Annotated in this window: 15 protein-coding genes and 2 rRNA genes; 2 read left to right on the forward strand and 15 right to left on the reverse strand. The window is 41.2% G+C overall.

The genetic code is table 11. The features are described 5' to 3' along the window. Positions 1-46: 46 nt before the first annotated feature. The 3 genes from I6L50_RS04180 to I6L50_RS04190 all read right to left on the reverse strand — a co-directional run bounded on the left by I6L50_RS04180 (position 47) and on the right by I6L50_RS04190 (position 5,109). Positions 47-2,968, reverse strand: a 23S ribosomal RNA gene (locus I6L50_RS04180). Between the two features lie 146 nt (positions 2,969-3,114). Beyond that, positions 3,115-4,666: ribosomal RNA gene (locus I6L50_RS04185) — 16S ribosomal RNA — on the reverse strand. Together the 16S and 23S rRNA genes form the textbook arrangement of a ribosomal RNA operon. A gap of 224 nt (positions 4,667-4,890) precedes the next feature. Next, positions 4,891-5,109: a hypothetical protein gene (locus I6L50_RS04190; RefSeq protein ID WP_002139933.1), complete on the reverse strand. Its 219-nt coding sequence runs from the start codon at positions 5,107-5,109 to the stop codon at positions 4,891-4,893. Between the two features lie 193 nt (positions 5,110-5,302). Between I6L50_RS04190 and pdaB the strand changes: the two genes are divergently transcribed. Further along, the gene (gene pdaB / locus I6L50_RS04195; protein ID WP_113938444.1) at positions 5,303-6,067 is read left to right on the forward strand and encodes a polysaccharide deacetylase family sporulation protein PdaB; all 765 of its coding nucleotides are present in this window, start codon (positions 5,303-5,305) and stop codon (positions 6,065-6,067) included. A 124-nt stretch (positions 6,068-6,191) separates the two neighbouring features. On the opposite strand, the gene kbaA is transcribed toward pdaB, so the two are convergent. After that, positions 6,192-6,803: a KinB signaling pathway activation protein KbaA gene (kbaA, locus tag I6L50_RS04200; RefSeq protein ID WP_002167158.1), complete on the reverse strand. Its 612-nt coding sequence runs from the start codon at positions 6,801-6,803 to the stop codon at positions 6,192-6,194. Positions 6,804-6,942: 139 nt separating this feature from the next. Here kbaA and gerD point away from each other — a divergent pair, with 139 nt between their 5' ends. Next, positions 6,943-7,557: a spore germination lipoprotein GerD gene (gene gerD / locus I6L50_RS04205; protein WP_002009716.1), complete on the forward strand. Its 615-nt coding sequence runs from the start codon at positions 6,943-6,945 to the stop codon at positions 7,555-7,557. A gap of 53 nt (positions 7,558-7,610) precedes the next feature. Here gerD and I6L50_RS04210 read toward each other — a convergent pair whose 3' ends face one another. The 11 genes from I6L50_RS04210 to I6L50_RS04260 form a co-directional block, all read right to left on the reverse strand. Next, the gene (locus I6L50_RS04210; protein WP_113938445.1) at positions 7,611-8,678 is read right to left on the reverse strand and encodes an Mrp/NBP35 family ATP-binding protein; all 1,068 of its coding nucleotides are present in this window, start codon (positions 8,676-8,678) and stop codon (positions 7,611-7,613) included. 144 nt (positions 8,679-8,822) lie between these two features. Further along, the gene (gene cwlD, locus I6L50_RS04215; RefSeq protein WP_219300670.1) at positions 8,823-9,536 is read right to left on the reverse strand and encodes an N-acetylmuramoyl-L-alanine amidase CwlD; all 714 of its coding nucleotides are present in this window, start codon (positions 9,534-9,536) and stop codon (positions 8,823-8,825) included. 66 nt (positions 9,537-9,602) lie between these two features. After that, positions 9,603-10,031, reverse strand: coding sequence for a DUF2521 family protein (locus tag I6L50_RS04220; protein ID WP_002029335.1), 429 nt, complete (start codon positions 10,029-10,031; stop codon positions 9,603-9,605). Between the two features lie 162 nt (positions 10,032-10,193). Beyond that, positions 10,194-10,586 (reverse strand): 30S ribosomal protein S9, encoded by a 393-nt coding sequence (rpsI, locus tag I6L50_RS04225; protein ID WP_002009728.1) that lies wholly within the window; start codon positions 10,584-10,586, stop codon positions 10,194-10,196. 21 nt (positions 10,587-10,607) lie between these two features. Further along, a complete protein-coding gene (gene rplM, locus I6L50_RS04230; RefSeq protein ID WP_002029337.1) occupies positions 10,608-11,045 on the reverse strand; it encodes a 50S ribosomal protein L13 in 438 nt (145 codons plus the stop codon). Positions 11,046-11,197: 152 nt separating this feature from the next. Then, positions 11,198-11,941, reverse strand: a complete 744-nt coding sequence (gene truA, locus I6L50_RS04235) for a tRNA pseudouridine(38-40) synthase TruA (RefSeq protein WP_002124694.1) — start codon at positions 11,939-11,941, stop codon at positions 11,198-11,200. Between the two features lie 14 nt (positions 11,942-11,955). Next, a complete protein-coding gene (locus I6L50_RS04240; protein ID WP_219300672.1) occupies positions 11,956-12,750 on the reverse strand; it encodes an energy-coupling factor transporter transmembrane component T family protein in 795 nt (264 codons plus the stop codon). Further along, positions 12,738-13,619: an energy-coupling factor ABC transporter ATP-binding protein gene (locus I6L50_RS04245; protein ID WP_219300674.1), complete on the reverse strand. Its 882-nt coding sequence runs from the start codon at positions 13,617-13,619 to the stop codon at positions 12,738-12,740. Before I6L50_RS04245 ends, I6L50_RS04240 begins: the two co-directional genes overlap by 13 nt. After that, positions 13,595-14,437: an energy-coupling factor ABC transporter ATP-binding protein gene (locus I6L50_RS04250; protein WP_219300676.1), complete on the reverse strand. Its 843-nt coding sequence runs from the start codon at positions 14,435-14,437 to the stop codon at positions 13,595-13,597. The genes I6L50_RS04245 and I6L50_RS04250 overlap by 25 nt, the downstream gene beginning before the upstream one ends. A gap of 106 nt (positions 14,438-14,543) precedes the next feature. Beyond that, positions 14,544-14,906: a 50S ribosomal protein L17 gene (gene rplQ / locus I6L50_RS04255; RefSeq protein WP_000331490.1), complete on the reverse strand. Its 363-nt coding sequence runs from the start codon at positions 14,904-14,906 to the stop codon at positions 14,544-14,546. Positions 14,907-14,941: 35 nt separating this feature from the next. Beyond that, positions 14,942-15,886, reverse strand: a complete 945-nt coding sequence (locus tag I6L50_RS04260; protein ID WP_002009743.1) for a DNA-directed RNA polymerase subunit alpha — start codon at positions 15,884-15,886, stop codon at positions 14,942-14,944. Positions 15,887-15,898: the final 12 nt, after the last annotated feature.

Below are 15,898 nucleotides of genomic sequence, written 5' to 3' on the forward strand. Positions count from 1 at the left end.
TAAATATATATTCCTTCAAAACTAGATAACATTTGCTTCATATTATATGGTTAAGTCCTCGATCTATTAGTATTCGTCAGCTCCACATGTCACCATGCTTCCACCTCGAACCTATCAACCTGATCATCTTTCAGGGATCTTACTAGCTTACGCTATGGGAAATCTCATCTTGAGGGGGGCTTCATGCTTAGATGCTTTCAGCACTTATCCCTTCCGCACATAGCTACCCAGCTATGCCCTTGGCAGAACAACTGGTACACCAGCGGTGCGTCCATCCCGGTCCTCTCGTACTAAGGACAGCTCCTCTCAAATTTCCTGCGCCCACGACGGATAGGGACCGAACTGTCTCACGACGTTCTGAACCCAGCTCGCGTACCGCTTTAATGGGCGAACAGCCCAACCCTTGGGACCGACTACAGCCCCAGGATGCGATGAGCCGACATCGAGGTGCCAAACCTCCCCGTCGATGTGGACTCTTGGGGGAGATAAGCCTGTTATCCCCGGGGTAGCTTTTATCCGTTGAGCGATGGCCCTTCCATGCGGAACCACCGGATCACTAAGCCCGACTTTCGTCCCTGCTCGACTTGTAGGTCTCGCAGTCAAGCTCCCTTATGCCTTTGCACTCTACGAATGATTTCCAACCATTCTGAGGGAACCTTTGGGCGCCTCCGTTACACTTTAGGAGGCGACCGCCCCAGTCAAACTGCCCACCTGACACTGTCTCCCGGGTCGATAAGACCCGTAGGTTAGAATTTCAATACAGTCAGGGCGGTATCCCACCAGCGCCTCCACCGAAGCTAGCGCTCCGGTTTCAATGGCTCCCGCCTATCCTGTACAAACTGTACCAAAATTCAATATCAGGCTACAGTAAAGCTCCACGGGGTCTTTCCGTCCTGTCGCGGGTAACCTGCATCTTCACAGGTACTATAATTTCACCGAGTCTCTGGTTGAGACAGTGCCCAAATCGTTACACCTTTCGTGCGGGTCGGAACTTACCCGACAAGGAATTTCGCTACCTTAGGACCGTTATAGTTACGGCCGCCGTTTACTGGGGCTTCAGTTCAGAGCTTCGCTTACGCTAACCCCTCTCCTTAACCTTCCAGCACCGGGCAGGTGTCAGCCCCTATACTTCGCCTTACGGCTTCGCAGAGACCTGTGTTTTTGCTAAACAGTCGCTTGGGCCTATTCACTGCGGCTTTCCGTTAAGAAAGCACCCCTTCTCCCGAAGTTACGGGGTCATTTTGCCGAGTTCCTTAACCAGAGTTCTCTCGCACACCTTAGGATTCTCTCCTCGCCTACCTGTGTCGGTTTGCGGTACAGGCACCTTTTATCTCGCTAGAAGCTTTTCTTGGCAGCGGGGAATCAAAGACTTCGCTCCATAAGGAGCTTCCCCATCACAGCTCAGCCTTCACGATAAGCGGATTTGCCTACTTATCAGCCTAACTGCTTGGACGTGCACAACCAATCGCACGCTTCTTCTATCCTTCTGCGTCCCTCCATTGCTCAAACGATAAAGAGGTGGTACAGGAATATCAACCTGTTGTCCATCGCCTACGCCTGTCGGCCTCGGCTTAGGTCCTGACTAACCCTGAGCGGACGAGCCTTCCTCAGGAAACCTTAGGCATTCGGTGGACGGGATTCTCACCCGTCTTTCGCTACTCATACCGGCATTCTCACTTCTAAGCGCTCCACCAGTCCTTCCGGTCTGACTTCACTGCACTTAGAACGCTCCCCTACCACTGATACCATTGGTATCAATTCGCAGCTTCGGTGGTGTATTTAGCCCCGGTACATTTTCGGCGCAGAGTCACTCGACTAGTGAGCTATTACGCACTCTTTAAATGGTGGCTGCTTCTGAGCCAACATCCTAGTTGTCTAAGCAACTCCACATCCTTTTCCACTTAATACACACTTTGGGACCTTAGCTGGCGATCTGGGCTGTTTCCCTCTTGACTACGGATCTTATCACTCGCAGTCTGACTCCTAAGGATAAGTCATTGGCATTCGGAGTTTGACTGAATTCGGTAATCCGATGAGGACCCCTAGTTCAATCAGTGCTCTACCTCCAAGACTCTTACACTTAAGGCTAGCCCTAAAGCTATTTCGGGGAGAACCAGCTATCTCCAGGTTCGATTGGAATTTCTCCGCTACCCACACCTCATCCCCGCACTTTTCAACGTGCGTGGGTTCGGGCCTCCATTCAGTGTTACCTGAACTTCACCCTGGACATGGGTAGATCACCTGGTTTCGGGTCTACGACCACGTACTAAACGCCCTATTCAGACTCGCTTTCGCTGCGGCTCCGTCTCTTCAACTTAACCTCGCACGGGATCGTAACTCGCCGGTTCATTCTACAAAAGGCACGCCATCACCCATTAACGGGCTCTGACTATTTGTAGGCACACGGTTTCAGGATCTCTTTCACTCCCCTTCCGGGGTGCTTTTCACCTTTCCCTCACGGTACTGGTTCACTATCGATCACTAGGGAGTATTTAGCCTTGGGAGATGGTCCTCCCAGATTCCGACGGAATTTCACGTGTTCCGCCGTACTCAGGATACATTCAAGAGAGAACGAAGTTTCGACTACGGGGTTATTACCCTCTGTGACGGACCTTTCCAGGTCGCTTCGTCTACCTCGTTCCTTTGTAACTCCGTATAGAATGTCCTACAACCCCAAGAGGCAAGCCTCTTGGTTTGGGCTAGATTCCGTTTCGCTCGCCGCTACTCAGGAAATCGCATTTGCTTTCTCTTCCTCCAGGTACTTAGATGTTTCAGTTCCCTGGGTCTGTCTTCCATACCCTATGTATTCAGGTAAGGATACCATACCATTACGTATAGTGGGTTTCCCCATTCGGAAATCTTCGGATCAAAGCTTACTTACAGCTCCCCGAAGCATATCGGCGTTAGTCCCGTCCTTCATCGACTCCTAGTGTCAAGGCATCCACCGTGCGCCCTTTCTAACTTAACCAAACTAAAATTAAAAAAATATGAGCTACACTGTTATCTAGTTTTCAAAGAACATACATTTAAACTTGAGAGATAGTTCTCTCAAAACTGAACGAAACAAAACAAGTCAACGTTTATTGATGAACTGCGTTCATCAATTCTCCATAGAAAGGAGGTGATCCAGCCGCACCTTCCGATACGGCTACCTTGTTACGACTTCACCCCAATCATCTGTCCCACCTTAGGCGGCTGGCTCCATAAAGGTTACCCCACCGACTTCGGGTGTTACAAACTCTCGTGGTGTGACGGGCGGTGTGTACAAGGCCCGGGAACGTATTCACCGCGGCATGCTGATCCGCGATTACTAGCGATTCCAGCTTCATGTAGGCGAGTTGCAGCCTACAATCCGAACTGAGAACGGTTTTATGAGATTAGCTCCACCTCGCGGTCTTGCAGCTCTTTGTACCGTCCATTGTAGCACGTGTGTAGCCCAGGTCATAAGGGGCATGATGATTTGACGTCATCCCCACCTTCCTCCGGTTTGTCACCGGCAGTCACCTTAGAGTGCCCAACTTAATGATGGCAACTAAGATCAAGGGTTGCGCTCGTTGCGGGACTTAACCCAACATCTCACGACACGAGCTGACGACAACCATGCACCACCTGTCACTCTGCTCCCGAAGGAGAAGCTCTATCTCTAGAGTTTTCAGAGGATGTCAAGACCTGGTAAGGTTCTTCGCGTTGCTTCGAATTAAACCACATGCTCCACCGCTTGTGCGGGCCCCCGTCAATTCCTTTGAGTTTCAGCCTTGCGGCCGTACTCCCCAGGCGGAGTGCTTAATGCGTTAACTTCAGCACTAAAGGGCGGAAACCCTCTAACACTTAGCACTCATCGTTTACGGCGTGGACTACCAGGGTATCTAATCCTGTTTGCTCCCCACGCTTTCGCGCCTCAGTGTCAGTTACAGACCAGAAAGTCGCCTTCGCCACTGGTGTTCCTCCATATCTCTACGCATTTCACCGCTACACATGGAATTCCACTTTCCTCTTCTGCACTCAAGTCTCCCAGTTTCCAATGACCCTCCACGGTTGAGCCGTGGGCTTTCACATCAGACTTAAGAAACCACCTGCGCGCGCTTTACGCCCAATAATTCCGGATAACGCTTGCCACCTACGTATTACCGCGGCTGCTGGCACGTAGTTAGCCGTGGCTTTCTGGTTAGGTACCGTCAAGGTGCCAGCTTATTCAACTAGCACTTGTTCTTCCCTAACAACAGAGTTTTACGACCCGAAAGCCTTCATCACTCACGCGGCGTTGCTCCGTCAGACTTTCGTCCATTGCGGAAGATTCCCTACTGCTGCCTCCCGTAGGAGTCTGGGCCGTGTCTCAGTCCCAGTGTGGCCGATCACCCTCTCAGGTCGGCTACGCATCGTCGCCTTGGTGAGCCGTTACCTCACCAACTAGCTAATGCGACGCGGGTCCATCCATAAGTGACAGCCGAAGCCGCCTTTCAATTTCGAACTATGCAGTTCAAAATATTATCCGGTATTAGCCCCGGTTTCCCGGAGTTATCCCAGTCTTATGGGTAGGTTACCCACGTGTTACTCACCCGTCCGCCGCTAACTTCATAAGAGCAAGCTCTTAATCCATTCGCTCGACTTGCATGTATTAGGCACGCCGCCAGCGTTCATCCTGAGCCAGGATCAAACTCTCCAATAAAGTTAGTTTGTCTAGCATCTAAAAATAAAAATTGACGTTCACGTTGTTTGTTTCGTTCAGTTTTCAAAGAACTACTTGGTCGCTCATTTGCGACTTCCTTATGTTAACATCTTCATTTTTCGATGTCAACTAAGTTTTTCAATTTCTTTTTTGCCGTTTTCTGCGTTTCTGCATCAGCGACGTTTATTAATTTATCATATACTTATTCTTAACGTCAATACTTTTTAATAAAAAATTCTTTTTCTTACATAACGAATACATTCTTCCCTATTAGCAACTCTCCGAAATAAACAAAAAATGATTTTATACCTTTCTTCCATCGCCTTTTTTACAACGCTATGTATACGCTCATCTTCAAAATCAAATAAAAGTTCCTCTAACTCTCTCTTCAGTATGTATTCCATTTCTTTTTTCTCTTCCTTCGTCAACATAATCCCAAGCAAATTATCACCCCAATAACTCCTTACGTGTACCTATAAACGCCCCACTCATTTTCAATTATCAATAATGTATCATCAAAAAACAAAATTCTATCACTCATTATATCCACCACTTACGATATTAATCCCTTGTTCTCTTTTTTTAATTTAAAGCATATATGTAACTGAAAAGGATTGGACAAAGGGGCGTAATATTATGTTTTTCTTTTTTATTACGAGTAAAAGAACATTTAAACACATTAGCTTAATAATCGTACTTTCCTTATTTACAGCATGGCTACTCTTTTTAAAAACATATTCACATGAATCTGCTTTTTCAACTGCTACTGGCCCTAAAGTGATTTACAAAGGGGACACTGCAAAAAAACAAGTTGCATTCACGTTTGACATTAGTTGGGGGGACAAAAAAGCTATTCCAATCCTTAATACACTCAAAGAAAGAGAAATTAAGAATGCAACCTTCTTTCTCTCTGCTGCATGGGCTGAAAGACACCCTGATATTGTCGAACGCATCATGAAAGATGGACATGAGATTGGTAGTATGGGCTATAATTACACATCCTACAATTCACTAGAAGCAAATGAAATACGACGAGATCTTTTGCGGGCACAAGATGTTTTTACGAAACTTGGCGTAAAACAAGTCAAGCTATTACGTCCACCTAGTGGCGATTTTAACAAAACAACTCTTAAAATAGCGGAATCACTCGGATACACCATCGTTCATTGGAGTAACAATTCAAATGACTGGAAAAATCCCGGCGTAAATAAAATCATTTCCACAGTCTCTAGCAATTTAAAGGGTGGAGATATCGTCTTATTACATGCTTCTGATTCTGCCCTTCAAACAAATAAGGCTTTACCATTACTCTTACAAAAATTAAAGAGCGACGGATATGAACAAACATCTGTATCACAACTTATTTCCAACACAAGTACAAAAAGTGAAGATATTAAGTAGTTCCTTTCTACACGGTTCTTCACACATAAAAAGCTCTGCTATCTTTTGTTAAGATAGCAGAGCTTTTTTATACTAGCATTTACAGACGATAAAAATCTGGATAATTAAAAATCCACTCTCCTCATTAAGCTGACTTACTCTTTTGTCCAATTAAACGATGCAATACAAGTAACTGATATGAATTACATAATAGAAGTGGTATCACCATTAAATATAGCCAATCTGTATCATTAATCCGGAGCGCTGGTACCCATTCAAGAATTGTTACAACGACCATAAAGAACAGAGCGGGAACAAATGCTTTTTTATTCGTTTCTTTACTCTTTATATAAGCGACAATTGCCCCAAACACAAATAACATCCCAGCAACAAGTATGTTATTCCCTAATGAAACTTCCCCATTTGCAATAAGTACTGACCTTAAATAAACGAAATCAAACAATACGAACGCAATAAAGAACAGTTGCACTGTATTCCATAAAGAAGATGACCGAAACATCCCTAATCCAAAACGATGGATCGTTAAATACGCAAAGAACCCCATTTGACTTATAACACTAAAAATAAATCCTACGCCCATCAACCAAAAGGAAATTGCTAAAATCTCTTTTCCGTCAAAATTTTGAAAAAATTTAGCGTACTTGTCCCACTCTAAAACAAAACCAATAAAGACTGTGCTAATCCCACCAAGAAACAACGTCGTAAAAAATAGTCGTACCCACTTGCGGCTATTCACAACACATCCCCCATTATTCTTATATTTCTAATTAAATTGTAACAATGACAATTTCAAAAAGCTAGCCATGTTAATGTATAAATTCCTTAAAGAGATTTATATTAAAAAAAGAGAACTTTGCTGAAAGGAGCTCCAACTTATGAAACGGATGCTGCTCGTTTTGATTTCTTCTTTTCTATTTATAGCACTAGCGGCATGTGCACAAGAAAAAGAAGCAAAATCCGAACTTGATTATGATCAAACAAAAAAAATGATTGTTGATATTTTAAAAACCGATCAAGGAAAAAAAGCGATCCAAGATGTATTAACTGATGAAAAAATGAAACAAGCACTCATACTAGATGAAACAGTAGTAAAGAAAACGATTGAAGATGCACTGGTATCTGAAAAAGGGCAACAATTCTGGGAAAAGCTCTTTAAAGACCCTGAGTTCTCATCGAAATTTGCTAAAAGTATGGGAAAAGAACAAACAAACTTAATGAAAACTTTACTAAAAGATCCTGAATACCAATCAGGTGTTATAGAAATTATGAAAAATCCTGAAGTAGAGAAAATTATGTTACAAACAATGAAGAGTAAAGAATATCGTCAATATTTACAGCAAGTACTAACCGAAACTGCCGAAAGTCCACTCTTCCAAGCTAAGATGATTGACATCATTAGTAAAGGTGTACAAAAAGCCGAAAAAGGTGGATCTGATAAGAAAGGCGCAGGTGGTGAAGGCGGTTCCCAAGATGGGAACAAAGAACAATAATAAAAATTATAGTAATGAGTGGACAATGTATATATTGTCCACTCATTACTACTTTATTTTTGCGCGACAGCTGTTTTATCAATAACTGTCTCAGCTATCGTACGATAAATGAGACCCGTTGTATGTGTATCTTCATATACTGACGGCGCAAAGTCCTCTTTATTCCAATCAGGTTGTTGAAGTGGAATTCGGCCAAGTACATCCGTTTGGAGTTCCGTAGCCAATTTATCTCCTCCACCTCTTCCAAACACATACTCTTTTTCACCAGTTGCTTTACTTTCAAAATACGCCATATTTTCAACAACACCAAGAATACTATGTTCTGTACGTAAAGCCATGGCTCCAGCGCGCGCTGCCACAAATGCCGCTGTTGGATGCGGCGTTGTTACAATAATCTCTTTACAAGCCGGCAACATCGAATGTACATCTAGAGCAACATCACCCGTACCTGGTGGTAGGTCCAATACTAAGTAATCTAAATCACCCCACTCTACTTCTGTGAAAAAGTGATTTAACATTTTCCCAAGCATCGGTCCTCTCCAAATAACAGGTGCGTTATCTTCTACAAAGAATCCCATTGAGATTACTTTCACGCCTAGACGCTCCACTGGTATTATCTTATCACCTCTTACGATTGGACGTTTTTCTATACCCATCATATCCGGTACACTAAAACCGTAAATATCCGCGTCAATGATACCAACCTTTTTGCCTAAACGAGCTAAAGCAATTGCAAGGTTAACAGAAACAGTTGATTTCCCTACTCCACCTTTTCCACTTGCCACTGCTAAAAATGTTGTATTTGAGTTCGGTGATAATAAGGATTCACTTTTCTCTTCCTCTTGCGGTGGTGCAAACTGAGCTAATTCCTCTTCTGTAAATTCTGCAAAACGAAGTCCAACTGTTGTTGCTCCAAGTTCTTTTACTAACTTTACAATTCCAGACTGCAACTGCATTTGTTCCGCTGTACCCGTCTTTACAATTGCAATTTTAACACTTACATGTTCCTTCTCAGGCTTGACTGTCACCTCTTTAATTGCATTTGTTTCTTTTAACGTTTTATGTATAAACGGATCTACAATCCCTTCCAATGCTTCCACTACCTGCTCTTTTGTTACCATAATTAGCCCAGCCCCCTGTATAAAAAATAACGTAATGTTAATTAAATTTATCTCTCTTTATTTTTGAAATAAATGCGTTTACATTTCCAGTATAACATATTTTCGGAAAACTTCGTTAACGAGAGAAACTCGAAAAAATCCTCCTTATTCTGGAGGATTTCCTTTTTCCGTAAAATAACGTAATATACCACGATATATTGCAGCAGCTACTTTTTGTTGGTATTTTTCCGAATTTAACATATATCTTTCATTCACATTCGATAAAAAGCCAGCCTCAATTAAAGCACCTGGTGTTTTGGCATACTTCAATAAATACACGTGAGGAATTGTTTTAGCAGAACGATTCGTATTTTCTAAGCTTGTTCTCAATTCAGCTTGTATAAATTTCGCAGCCCGTTCATTTTCAATCGAAGAACGATAGTAGAACATTTGTGCGCCCTTGGATCCACTACTAGTTAGGGCATTTAAATGAATACTCGCAAAAAAGTCTACATCAGGCTTATTAATGATCTCAACACGCTTTTTTAAATCCTCTGCTTTACGTCTACTATATGACTTTGTATCTTTATTAGCTAAATCATAATCTCCTTCACGCGTTAAAATAACTAAAGCACCTTGTTCTTGTAAATAATCTTGTACCTTTTTTGTAATCTCAAGTGTAATATCTTTTTCTACAATATCCTTTCCACCAACAGCCCCTCCGTCTGGCCCACCATGCCCAGCATCTAGTACAATCACTTTCCCTGATAAGGGTAAATTCCAAGCTCGCCACGATTTTGTAATTTGAAATTCTTGTTTAACTAAAAAAAACAAAACAACCGCAGCGAGCGCAAAAGAGATAATTCGAATTCTCTTCATACCTTTCCTCCTCCAGCTAGTCCCTCTAATTACTTATATGGGACAAGAGGAAAGTTTATGCTTGTCTTAGTGTAGCTTTAATCGATATCTTCTTTCGCCTTTTTCATACCCTTCCTGCCACCACAAGCCAATAAACTGCTGGCAAGATTCAAAAAGCAATTCCTCGTCTTGCAACTTAATTTCACGTATAGTCATACTCGTTAAAAATTGAAATAACGTTTCAGTTAATTGTTGTTCTTCTTCTAAAGCCCTATATTTCACATCAAAGAACGATTCACCATGATAACCAAATTTACTGTATCTCGCTCCTAATAAATAAGATTCTATCCCTAGTTCAATACAATAATCTTCATACTGACGATGAAGTTCTTGCATCTGAAAGGCATCACGAATATTTAAACGCAATGTTTTTAATGATAATTCTCGCAGCATCTTCCGCTCGTATTTTAACTGCTTTTCTTTTTGTTTTTCTTGTAAGCTGACAATGACATTCATAGTACTTATAAACCTCCCTAATACGTATTAGTCTAAACTTCTAAAGAAGAAGCATACGCGAGGCGGTAGCACTAAAATATTCCAAGCTAAAAAAATTACAAAAGAAGAATTAAACATAAAAAAACCCCAACCAAAATGGTTGGGGTTTGTAGTTCGCAAAAATTAACGTTTTGAGAACTGAGGTGCACGACGTGCGCCTTTAAGACCGTATTTTTTACGCTCTTTCATACGTGCGTCACGAGTTAATAGACCCGCACGTTTTAATGTTAGACGGTATTCTGGATCAGCTTTTAATAAAGCGCGAGAAATACCGTGACGAATAGCACCAGCTTGACCAGTGTATCCACCACCATTTACGTTTACAAGTACATTGTAGTTACCTAAAGTTTCTGTTGCAACTAGAGGTTGTTTCACTACTTCACGTAATGCAGCAAATGGGATATAGTTTTCAAAATCACGACCGTTAATAATAACGCGTCCTTCGCCTGGAACTAGGCGTACGCGCGCTACTGAACTCTTACGACGTCCAGTGCCATAGTATTGAACCTGTGCCAAAGTAAGCCCTCCTTTAATTAATTATCCGCGAAGTTCGTAAACTTCTGGTTGTTGTGCTTGGTGTGGATGCTCTGCTCCAGCATACACGTTTAATTTCTTAGACACTTGACGTCCTAAACGTCCTTTTGGAAGCATGCCTTTAATTGCAAGCTCTAACATTTGTACAGGGTAGTTTGTACGCATTTCTAGAGCTGTTCTTTGCTTAAGTCCACCTGGGTGGTTAGTGTGACGGTAGTAAATTTTATCGTTTAATTTATTACCTGTTAAATGAATTTTCTCAGCGTTAATAATAATTACATGATCACCCGTGTCAACGTGTGGTGTAAATGTTGGTTTGTGTTTACCACGTAAAATGGATGCTACTTCAGTAGATAGGCGACCTAAAGTTTGACCTTCAGCATCAACCACATACCATTTACGCTCAACTTCGTTAGCTTTTGCCATAAAAGTCGTACGCATGTGTTTCCCTCCTCGTTATCTTTTCCATAGAAAAAATCTATTGTTTATCTTAAACACGATTTCCTTCCGGGGCTAATCGTGGTTTTAGAAACAATACCATATGTTATGATATACTTTTGAGTTTCTAATGTCAAGCAAATGTTACACCAGGATTAGTTGTTATAGTTTACCTGCCATAAGTAAAGTCCATGACCTGGAGCCATCTTTCCAGCAAACTGGCGATTTTGTTTCGCTAAAATCTCTGGAATACTATCCGGATCAAGCTTTCCTTGACCTACGCTAAGTAACGTACCAACAATAATTCTGACCATATTATATAAAAATCCATTACCTACAAAGCGAAAAATTAATTCATCGTCTTGCTCAATTAATTCGATTTCATAAATTGTTCGCACTTTATCTTTTTTGTCAGTTTTTGCCGAACAAAAAGAAGTAAAGTCATGCGTTCCAATAAAATAAGGAATCGCTTTTCTTATAGAGTTTATTTCGAGCGGATATGGATATTGATATACGTAATTTCTACGGAATACATCCGCAGTCTTTGATAATAATACACGATAGCGATATTCTTTTTTCTCGACACCGTAACGTGCATGAAATTCTTCTGTTTTCTTCTCTACCTGCCTGATAATAATATCATCCGGCAACATTGTATTTAAAGCATTACTCCATTGCCACTCTTCAAGAGACAAAGGTGTATCAAAGTGTATCACTTGTCCTTTGGCGTGAACGGTAGAATCCGTTCTGCCTGATGCCTGCACACGAACAAGTTCTCCTTTATGCAACTTCTGCAATGCTTTCTCTATTTCTTGTTGAACAGTCCGATGCTGTGGTTGAATTTGGTAACCACAAAAATGAATGCCATCATATGCAACTGTACATTTTATTCTTTCCATTTCTCTATTCTCCATTACGACCGCACCCATGCCAAAATACAAGCTAAACAAAGTAAGCTTACAATTGTTACTGTATCACTTATTTTCCAGCGTAGTTGCCTAAATTTAGTACGTCCTTCGCCACTTTTATATCCACGAGATTCCATCGCAATCGCTAAGTCCTCTGCACGCTTAAAAGCACTGATAAATAATGGAACGAGTAGTGAGATAATAGCTTTCATCCTATCTTTTATCGGTCCCCCAGCAAAATCAATACCACGTGACGCCTGCGCTTTCATGATTTTACTCGTTTCATCCATTAATGTGGGGATAAATCGAAGAGAAATTGACATCATTAATGCGATTTCATGAACAGGAACTTTCATACGCTTCAACGGCTTTAATAACGTCTCTAAACCATCTGTAATCTCAATTGGTGTCGTTGTTAACGTTAATAATGTCGTCATTAAAATAATAACGAAAAATCGTATAGAAATGTATATCCCTTGCTCTAATCCTTTTTCATGTATCGAAAACCAACCAAGCTGGACTAGTACTTCCCCTTCTTTATTTGTAAAAATATGCAGGAAAAATGTAAAAAGAAAAATCCATAAAATTGGTTTTAAGCCCGAAAGTACATAACGAATCGGCACTTTTGCAAAAAATAAAGCAATGAGTGCATATAAAAATAAAAATCCATATGAAATCGCATTATTTGCTAAGAAAACAACAAATACATATAAAAAGACAATCAACAGCTTCGTACGAGGATCAAGTTGATGAATGAGTGACTGACCTGGAATATATCTCCCAATAATCAACTGCTGCATGATTCATGACCACCTTTTCGTAACACCTGTACAACTTCATGAGTAAGATCCTCTAAAGATAAGGTAGCCTTCGAAATTGAAATACCAAACTTCTCTTCAATTGCACGTTTATACTTTAAAGACATTGGAAGATCCACACCGATTTGTTCTAATTTATCAGCATATGAAAATACTTCCTCCGCTCTTCCTTGCAAAAAGACCGTTCCTTTATGCATGACCACTATTTGATCTGCATACTTAGCGGCATCCTCCATATTATGGGTAACAAGAATGACTGTAAGCCCCTGTTCCTTATGCAAATTGTAAAACATCTCCATGAGCTCGTGCTGTCCTTTTGGATCAAGCCCCGCTGTAGGTTCATCTAATACAAGCACTTCGGGTTCCATCGCAAGTACGCCTGCTATTGCAACACGCCTCATTTGCCCACCGCTTAATTCAAACGGAGAACGTGCTAATAACTCTATGTCCAATCCAACAAGCTGGATTGCATCTTTCGCCTTTTGTTTTGCCTCTTCTTCAGATACACCAAAATTAGTAGGTCCAAAACAAATGTCCTTTTCAACTGTTTCTTCAAATAGTTGATGTTCTGGAAACTGAAAGACAACCCCTACTTTTTTTCGTAGCGGCTTAAGTTTTTTCTCTTTCTTCCCTGCTGAAATTAAATGTTCACCAATTTGAACCGTACCATTTGTCGGCTGCAATAAACCATTTAAATGTTGAATCATCGTCGACTTACCTGAACCAGTATGACCGATAATGGCATAATAGCCCCCACTTGGAAACGACACGTCTACATCATAAAGTGCGCGTCTTTCAAATGGAGTTTTATATTGATAACGATGTTCTACTTTTTGGAATGTAATCTCCAAAGTTCGTTCACCAAGCTTTCCATTGTAAGATGCGTATTTTGCAAGTGAATTTCATTTCTTTTTAATAATTCTGCTATTTTCACCGAAAAAGGTACATCTAATCCAATCTCTTGGAGCATATGAGAGGATTTGAAAATTTGCTCTGGAGTACCTTCCTCTAATATTTCTCCCTTGTTCAAAATAATAATACGGTCTGACTGTGCCGCTTCTTCTAAATCGTGCGTAATCGATAACACCGTAATACCCTTTTGATCAACAAGTTGTCTGACTGTTTCTACTACTTCACGTCTCCCCTGAGGGTCTAACATTGAAGTTGCTTCATCTAGTATTAAAATAGATGGCTGAAGTGCTAGAACACCTGCTATTGCGACTCGCTGCTTTTGTCCACCAGATAACGAATGGGGTTCTTCATTTAAAAAATCTTCCATACGGACAAGTTGCAGAGCTTGTTCTAGTCTTTCTATCATCTGCTCCCTTGGCATTCCGATGTTCTCTAGGCCGAATACAACGTCATCTTGTACTGTCGTTCCAACAAATTGATTATCTGGGTTTTGAAATACCATCCCAATTTGCTTTCGAACATCCCATACTGTTTCCTCTGATAAAATCATTGTATCATTTAAAGTGATTGTCCCTGATTCCGGTAAAAATAAGCCATTCAATAATTTTGCAAGTGTAGACTTCCCTGAACCATTTTGTCCAATAACAGATACCCATTCTCCTTCATATAAGGAAAACGAAACATCTTTTAATGCATAAGAGGCTGCCCCAGGATATTGAAATGATATATTTTCTGTCCGAAGTTTCTCTTTTTTCAATACAAGGCACCCTTTCTTTCGCCAAGTTAGCCTATCTTTTTATACTTAAAAAAAAAGGGCCATGACCAGTTACTTGAAAAGAACTGTCCTGCCCTTTTAATCATCATTATACTAACTCGATAATTACCATTGGTGCTGCGTCTCCGCGACGTGGACCAATTTTTGCAATACGAGTGTATCCGCCTTGGCGCTCAGCATAGCGTGGAGCTACATCAGCGAATAATTTTTGAAGTGCATCTTGACCAGTCTCAGCGTTAGCAACCTCATTACGGATGAAAGCTGCTGCTTGACGACGAGCATGAAGATCTCCGCGTTTACCTAAAGTGATCATTTTTTCCACTACAGAACGAAGTTCTTTTGCACGAGTTTCTGTCGTTTGGATGCGCTCGTTGATAATTAAATCAGTAGCTAAATCACGTAACATAGCTTTACGTTGCGCACTTGTACGGCCTAATTTTCTGTATGCCATTCGTAGTTCCCTCCTTTGTTGATGGGTTTAAATCCTCAGTCGTCTTTACGTAAACCTAAACCTAATTCCTCAAGTTTATGTTTAACTTCTTCTAAGGATTTACGTCCTAAGTTACGAACTTTCATCATATCTTCTTCTGTTTTGTTCGCAAGCTCTTGTACAGTATTAATTCCTGCACGTTTTAGGCAATTATAAGAACGAACAGAAAGATCTAGTTCCTCGATAGTCATCTCAAGAACTTTTTCTTTTTGATCTTCTTCCTTCTCGACCATAATCTCAGCATTTTGTGCTTCGTCAGTTAAACCAACAAAGATATTTAAATGCTCAGTTAAGATTTTGGCACCTAAAGAGATAGCTTCTTTTGGCCCGATGCTTCCATCCGTCCATACATCAAGCGTAAGCTTATCATAATTAGCCACTTGTCCGACACGTGTCTTTTCCACTTGGTAAGTCACACGTGATACTGGAGTATAAATAGAATCAATAGGAATTACTCCTATTGGTTGATCTTCGCTTTTATTTGCATCAGCTGGCGTATACCCACGGCCACGCTTTGCAGTTAAACGCATGCGGAAATGCGCATTTTTTGCTAACGTCGCAATGTGTAAATCTGGATTTAAGATTTCAACATCACTATCGTGAGTAATATCAGCAGCTGTGACAATACCTTCGCCCTGTACATCGATTTCCAACGTCTTCTCTTCTTCAGAGTAGATTTTAAGAGCTAACTTTTTCAAGTTTAAGATCATCGTCGTAACGTCTTCTACTACGCCCTCAACTGTTGAAAATTCGTGTAAAACGCCATCGATTTGGATAGCAGTTACAGCGGCACCAGGGAGTGAGGATAAAAGAATACGACGTAAGGAGTTACCCAAAGTAGTACCATATCCACGCTCAAGCGGTTCAATCACGAATTTGCCATACTTAGCATCTTCGTTAAGTTCAACCGTTTCGATTTTCGGTTTTTCGATTTCAATCATTAACTAAACCCT

This window comes from Bacillus sp. FDAARGOS_1420, assembly GCF_019344915.1.
Lineage (GTDB): Bacteria > Bacillota > Bacilli > Bacillales > Bacillaceae_G > Bacillus_A > Bacillus_A mycoides.

Coding starts and splice junctions, on each gene's coding strand:
- pdaB (WP_113938444.1), top strand. CDS start 5,303: ATGTTTTTCTTTTTTATTACGAGTAAAAGAACATTTAAACACATTAGC.
- gerD (WP_002009716.1), top strand. CDS start 6,943: ATGAAACGGATGCTGCTCGTTTTGATTTCTTCTTTTCTATTTATAGCA.
- I6L50_RS04210 (WP_113938445.1), bottom strand. CDS start 8,678: ATGGTAACAAAAGAGCAGGTAGTGGAAGCATTGGAAGGGATTGTAGAT.
- cwlD (WP_219300670.1), bottom strand. CDS start 9,536: ATGAAGAGAATTCGAATTATCTCTTTTGCGCTCGCTGCGGTTGTTTTG.
- I6L50_RS04220 (WP_002029335.1), bottom strand. CDS start 10,031: ATGAATGTCATTGTCAGCTTACAAGAAAAACAAAAAGAAAAGCAGTTA.
- rplM (WP_002029337.1), bottom strand. CDS start 11,045: ATGCGTACGACTTTTATGGCAAAAGCTAACGAAGTTGAGCGTAAATGG.
- truA (WP_002124694.1), bottom strand. CDS start 11,941: ATGGAAAGAATAAAATGTACAGTTGCATATGATGGCATTCATTTTTGT.
- I6L50_RS04240 (WP_219300672.1), bottom strand. CDS start 12,750: ATGCAGCAGTTGATTATTGGGAGATATATTCCAGGTCAGTCACTCATT.
- rplQ (WP_000331490.1), bottom strand. CDS start 14,906: ATGGCATACAGAAAATTAGGCCGTACAAGTGCGCAACGTAAAGCTATG.
- I6L50_RS04260 (WP_002009743.1), bottom strand. CDS start 15,886: ATGATTGAAATCGAAAAACCGAAAATCGAAACGGTTGAACTTAACGAA.